Below are 6,143 nucleotides of genomic sequence, written 5' to 3' on the forward strand. Positions count from 1 at the left end.
GGCACCATGGAGTCCTGATGACCGACTCGGATGCTCGAGCGAAACGACAGCCGCCGCAGCAGCTCGCCGGCGCGGCTACCTCGAGCCGTCCGGGTACGACCACCACCACTCCCGCGCGGGCGAAGCCGGTCCCCACCCCGCCGCGCACCGGACGACGGGCGGCGGGCGAGGCCGAAGCTGGAAGCGGTGCGGCGAACACCCAGGCCGGAACGAAAGCCGCTGCCGCGCCGAATCGTTCGCGCATCACCGCGTCGGGAGCCGGTGCCGGCGCGGATGCCGGCCTGGCCGTGTCCGCGGTCGCCGCGCTCTCGGCTCTGACCGCGCAGCTGGGCACCAACGCCCCCTCGACCGACACCGGGCAGCCGGTCGTGGCACCGTGGATCGGATCGGACCGGCCGACGGGTCCGATGCAGATGGACGGCCATCTGGGCACCGGCTACACGGCCGCCGCCAGTGGCAGCTCGCTGCGGGCCACGGCCATGTCCGACCTGAATGCGGAACTGGCGCAACTGCTCGGCGGTGCGGCCGACGCCACCGTCGGCGGCCGGACCACCCTGGCGGCGATCACCGCCGATGTCGATGCCGCGCTCACCGCGCTGGGACCCATCCAGAACACCCCGGCCGGAAAGCAACTGCTGATCGACACACTCGACCAGGCGCTACAGCGCGCCGGAACCGTGCTGAATCACGGGCAGGCGGGGTCCGCGCTGACGGCGGCCAAGATCAATGCCCTGGCCGAACGGTTCCAGCGCGAATCCGGTGCGGTCAACCCGCAATCCGCGACCACCGTCCACAGCGGCGGCCCGCCGCTGACCCGGCCGTCGGGACAGGTCGGCCAGTGGATCGGCAGCGCGCTGAACATCCTGGCCGCCAACGGATACGACCCGCGCCAGCTCGACCCGGCAGCGGTGGCGACGATCATCGCGCACGAATCGGCCGGCAATCCCAACGCCATCAACAACTGGGACAGCAACGCGGCCGCGGGCCATCCGTCGAAAGGTCTCATGCAGACCATCGATTCGACGTTCAACGCCTACGCATTGCCCGGCCACCAGAACATCTGGGATCCGGTCGACAACATCATCGCCGGGGTGCGCTACGCGATCCACCGCTACGGCTCGCTCGACGCCGTTCCCGGAATCGCACACCTGCATTCGGGTCAGGGGTATGTCGGCTACTGAGCGGCGACCAGCCGCTTCCCATCGACGGGAACCCCAGCAGGCCCCCGATAATCTGGTGTTCCGGTGGAACTTCCACGCCCGGCGCTCGAAAGGTGGCCCATGGCAACCCCGGTGAAGCTCCCGCGGCCCGCCGACGCGCCGTTCGTGGACGCGTATGCCGGTCACGTGGAATTCGCGCTGCAACTGCTCGTCGACACCCTCGGCGACGGGACCGCCTCGACCGTTTCGATCGGCAGCCTGGGCAAGATGCAGCCCTCGGCCATCACCGCCGCCGACGGCGCGCTGGCAAAAAGCTATGGCGAACACTCCGATGTGGTGCAGAAGTATCACGGCGACCTCGACGGCCTCGACAAGAAGATCGCGGAGATCGCCACGAATTCGGCGGATGTCGCCAATACGACGCAATCGACCATCACCGCGCTCGTCGATCGGGTCACCACGATCCTCGACGCCACCCCCCACAAACCGTCGCCGGCACAGCAGTGGGCGGTCATCGACAGCATCGACAAGGCGATCGGTGAGGCGGACACGACAGTGACGGACGCGCACGACCAGTTCGTCGCACATGCGGCGTCGACAGTCACGCCGGCTTACCTCGGTGACACCGTCACGTCGGGTGCCGCGCCGTCCAGCAGCTTCGTTCCGGTGGACAGCTCGGGCGGCTACGACAGCAGTTACACCCAGCAGGTGCAGAGCGTGAGTGGCAGCACCACCCGTCAGGTGCTCAGCACCTACCAGCTCGTCGGCTATATCCGAGCGGCGCTCGACGCTCTCCACATCGATGATCCGGTCGCACGCCAGCGCTGGATCGACGGATATCTGACCTTGATCCAGCGGGAGTCGGGCGGCAACGTCGGGGCCATCAACCTGACCGATTCGAATGCTGTCGCCGGGCATCCGTCCCAGGGTCTCACCCAAACCATTCCCAGCACGTTCAACGAATACCATGTCGCCGGAACGTCGAACGTGATCACCGATCCGACGGCGAATATCGCGGCCAGCATGAATTACGTGATGCACACCTATCATGTCTCCCGCGACGGGGCGAACCTCGCCTCGAACGTCCAGCAGGCGGACCCCAGCCGGTCCCCGCGCGGCTACTGACCTGTGCGGCACGTCGACGGGCGAGCCGATTCCGATCGCCGCCGACGCAGCGGGTCTCATACCGCAACAGGCAGTGCGGCAGCATAATCGCCGTCGCCCGAGCGGCCGGCTCGGGCCGCGTCCGCTCCCCTCCCGCAAACCCTGAGCTATGCCAGGGCGGCGATCGGCGGGCGCGATCGATACCGGACCGGCGGACGCTACGAGCTCCGAGCGGCCGAATATGCGCTCCCCCCAACGGTAGCGCGCGAGCCCCTGACCGGCTTCCCACCGATGAGAGGGGCGCCCCCGGAACCCCCGCTTATCGTCAGGTTACCGAATTCGAAACTCACAGCGACGAGGACGTATTGGACCGGTGACCGGCCGTGGCCGGGTCCACCCGGGAGCCTGGGCAGGGAGCGAACAATGGGCACAGTCGAGTCGACGGCCGAGAAGCGTCCGGCGCTGCCGTCCGTGCCGCCGGTGCTGCGCCGGCTCGCCGACCGTGCCGGTGACGCGAAGCTGCGCCGCCGGGTGCGCTGGACCGCGCTGATCCTGTTCGCGCTCTTCGTCTTTCCCGGCATCATCGGGGTGGTCGCGACCGCGCAGAACGGCAGCACGCTGGTCGACGGCTCGACCACCGGTACCGGCAGCTCCGAGATCGACGGCCTGAGCTGGATGAACGTGCGCGACTCGTCCGGCGTGCCGCTGGCCAACTACCAGTTCGTGGCCAGCCACGGCGGGATCTTCAGCCCGTGGACCACGGTGCTGTGGACGCTGCTGAGCCTGGAGTTCGTCGGCTACATCGTCATCGTGATCAGCGCGATCTGGCTCATCGGCTACGCCCTGAGTTTCCAGTGGCTGGGCTATTTCGGCACCGCGCTCAACGGGGTCGCCAAGGCGTTCACCGGCCAGATCGCCACGCCGATCATGCTGCTCACCGCGGCCACGATCGGGGCGTTCTTCGTGGCCTGGTTCTGGTTGCGCGGCTACCACGCCAAGGCCACCACCCAGGTCGCCACCATGCTCATGGTCGCGATCCTCGGCCCGCTGTTCCTGGCCGAGCCGCTGGCGGACGTGCTGTCCGCCGACGGCCTGCTCGCCCAGGGCCGCAATGTGGGGATCGCGGTCGCCGCCGGTCTCAACGGCGACTCCAGCCCGAACCCCAACCAGCTGGTCGCCACCATGCAGGGCAGTCTGGCCGACAACTTCGCCCGAACTCCGTTGCAGGTCTGGAACTTCGGTCATGTCGTCGATACCGCACCGGCCTGTCGCGCGGCCTGGTCGGCCGGCATCATGGCCGACGACGACGGCCAGGTGAAGAACGGGCTGCGCAGCTGCGGGGACGCCGCGGCCAAAGCGCATGTGGACAATCCGAGCATGGGGCAGGTCGCCACCGGGCTGATCCTGCTCATCTGCAGCACCGTGCTACTGGTCTTCGCCGCCTACCTGGCCGTGAAGATCATCAAGTGCGCGCTCGACGCGATCTATCACGCCTTCGGCACCATCATCGGTTTCGCCGCCGGCGGTTTCATCTACGGCGCTCCGCAGACGGGCCTGATCCGAAACCTGGTGCACACCGTGATCTCCGCCGGCCGAATGGTCTTGTTCACCGTGTTCCTCGGGGTCTACATGCTGTTCATCGGCAACCTGTTCAAACAGGCGCAGGGCCACGTCATGCCGGTGATCGTCATCTCCGGCACCGTCGAGGTGATCGCGATCTCGCAGCTGAAACACCTGAGCGCCAGCCTGACTCGCGGCAACGACTGGGTCGCCAACCGCATCGCGCTGGCCGTGCAGAACGGGATGGCGAAGTCGGGTACCGGCGGCGGCGGTGGCGGCGGCACCGCGATCGGCATGGGCACCATGGGCGCCTCGGGCTCGATGTCGAGCAAGGGCATGATCGCGCGGATGGCGTTGCTGAACACGTTCAACGCCAACCCGGTGACCGCCTGGCTCGCCGGCGGCGTGATCAACCCGCTCAATCCGCTGGCCCGCGGCCGCACCCGGATGGACCGGCACAACATCGGCATCGCGCCGATGAACCACGAAACGCACATGTGGAATCAGGAGGGCCGGGCGAACTGGCTGCTCAAGGCGCTCGCCCGCGCCGACGGGAAGGGCGGTATGGGCACCGCGCTCGGTGTCGCGAACGCGCTCGACGGACTCGGCGACAGCAAGGTTCCCGACGCGTACGTCGCGGGTGTGCTGCGAGCGGGGAAGGCCAAGCATCAGTCGGTCATCGACGCGCAGCGCGCGCTGGCGGTACAGAACGCCAGTGTGTCGAAGTCGCTGGACGGCTTTCTGCCGCAACAGAAGGCCATCGCCTCCGCGTTCGCCGTGCAGAACCACCTGCGTGATGGCGACCCGCTCGGCGCGTTCGCGGCCCAGGCGTCGGTGGCAGCCGACAACTTCCGGCGGCACTCGGCATTGCCGACCAACCCGAACAAGATCAACCACCGCTTCGTCGAGCGCGTCATGGCGGCCGCACACAGCGACTCCGCGGTTGCGGCGATCAAACCGAGCGAGTGGCGTGCAGCAGGCCGCGACACCCGCCTGCACATTCGCAACACACTCGCCGTCCAGCACCAAGCGTTCGCCAAGGAGTACGCCGAGGCGGTCGAGGACCCGGCCAAGGCCCACCTGATCGAGGAAACCCGGCACAAGCTGATCCTGTCGGCCACCAAGCTGGACCACCTGGACGCCCCGCTCACCACCGCGGGCTCCCCGCCGTGGCGGCGCTGAACCGTCGTCCTCAGACCGCCCAGCGGCTGGCCGCGTAGCTGGAGGGCAGCGGCTCCACCCGGACGTACTGGCCGGGGTACGGGGCTGCCACGCACTGCCCGTTGCCGAGGTACATCATGACGTGCCCCGGTGCGCCGCCGTTGAATTCGGCGCCCGGGAAGATCAGGTCACCCGGCTGGATGTCGGCGGGGTTCACGTGCGGCAGCTGCTGGTACTGCTCGGCCGCGGTGCGCGGGATCTCCACCCCGGCCGCGCGCGCGGCGAAGGAGGTCAGGCCCGAGCAGTCGAAGACGTCGGGACCGTTGCCGCCGTGGACGTACGGCTTGCCGATCTCGGACAGCGCCACGTTGACGGCCTGCTGCACGGCCGCCGAGCTGCCCGCCGTCGAACCGGCCGAACCGGTGTCCGAGGGTCCCGGATAGCTCAGACCGTGAATGTTGTACAGGTACTGCCCGGTCAGCGCGTCGATCGCGGCGGCGGTCTCGTCGGCGGTCACCGCGGACCCGGAGATCAGTCCCTGCGCCTTCTGCAGGGCGGCCGCGAGGATGTCGTGCACCTGCTGCTCGCCCTGTTTGGTGTAGACGCTGGTGCCCAGGTGCGCCAGATCGACATCGACCTGCTGGATCACCTGGTTCATGGCCTTCTGATCGATGCCCTGCGAGCCGGCGATGCCGGTGAGGTAGTGGGCGAGCTGGTTGTCCAGGTTGTCGTAGGCCTGGGCCTTCATCTTCTGGTACAGCTGCGCGTTCGAAAGCCCCTGTGCCGTAGCCGAACCCCCGTCCGCACCGGAATCCTGTCCGGTGCCCAGGCCGCCGGTGTCGGGGCCGCCGAGGGTCCCGTTGCCGTACGCCTGCTTCAGCTGTTCGAGGACCTGCAGAGTGCGCTGAGCCTGCGGTGACAGGCCGCCGGTCCCGCCGGATCCGTCGGCGCCGTTCTGTGAACCGGTCAGTTGCGGCAGCATGGCCAGCATCAGCAGCCCGGATTGGAGCAGCTGCGGCAGCATCTGCGCGATCAGCTGGTCCGGTTGTTGTGCCGCATCGTGGGTTCCGGGTGCGCGGTCGCGAGCCACGGCGGCCGGAGCGCTCGGCGGGGCCTGGGCGGGGGCGGCGGGCGCCGGGGCGGGGGCGGCGGGCGCCG

At 68.7% G+C, this 6,143-nt stretch carries 4 protein-coding genes; 3 read left to right on the forward strand and 1 reads right to left on the reverse strand.

Annotation, left to right across the window (positions count from 1 at the left end; genetic code table 11):
• Positions 1-17: 17 nt before the first annotated feature.
• The 3 genes from EBN03_RS26055 (at position 18) to EBN03_RS26065 (ending at position 5,006) form a co-directional block, all read left to right on the forward strand.
• Positions 18-1,181 (forward strand): transglycosylase SLT domain-containing protein, encoded by a 1,164-nt coding sequence (locus EBN03_RS26055; protein WP_122190772.1) that lies wholly within the window; start codon positions 18-20, stop codon positions 1,179-1,181.
• A gap of 99 nt (positions 1,182-1,280) precedes the next feature.
• The gene (locus EBN03_RS26060) at positions 1,281-2,285 is read left to right on the forward strand and encodes a transglycosylase SLT domain-containing protein (RefSeq protein ID WP_122190773.1); all 1,005 of its coding nucleotides are present in this window, start codon (positions 1,281-1,283) and stop codon (positions 2,283-2,285) included.
• Positions 2,286-2,687: 402 nt separating this feature from the next.
• Positions 2,688-5,006, forward strand: coding sequence for a hypothetical protein (locus EBN03_RS26065; RefSeq protein ID WP_122190774.1), 2,319 nt, complete (start codon positions 2,688-2,690; stop codon positions 5,004-5,006).
• A 10-nt stretch (positions 5,007-5,016) separates the two neighbouring features.
• Here EBN03_RS26065 and EBN03_RS26070 read toward each other — a convergent pair.
• Positions 5,017-6,143, reverse strand: a 1,127-nt coding sequence (locus EBN03_RS26070; protein WP_147471710.1) for an NlpC/P60 family protein, incomplete at its 5' end; no start/stop codon positions are given.

Source organism: Nocardia stercoris (assembly GCF_003696265.1).
In the GTDB taxonomy this organism is placed as follows: Bacteria; Actinomycetota; Actinomycetes; order Mycobacteriales; family Mycobacteriaceae; genus Nocardia; species Nocardia stercoris.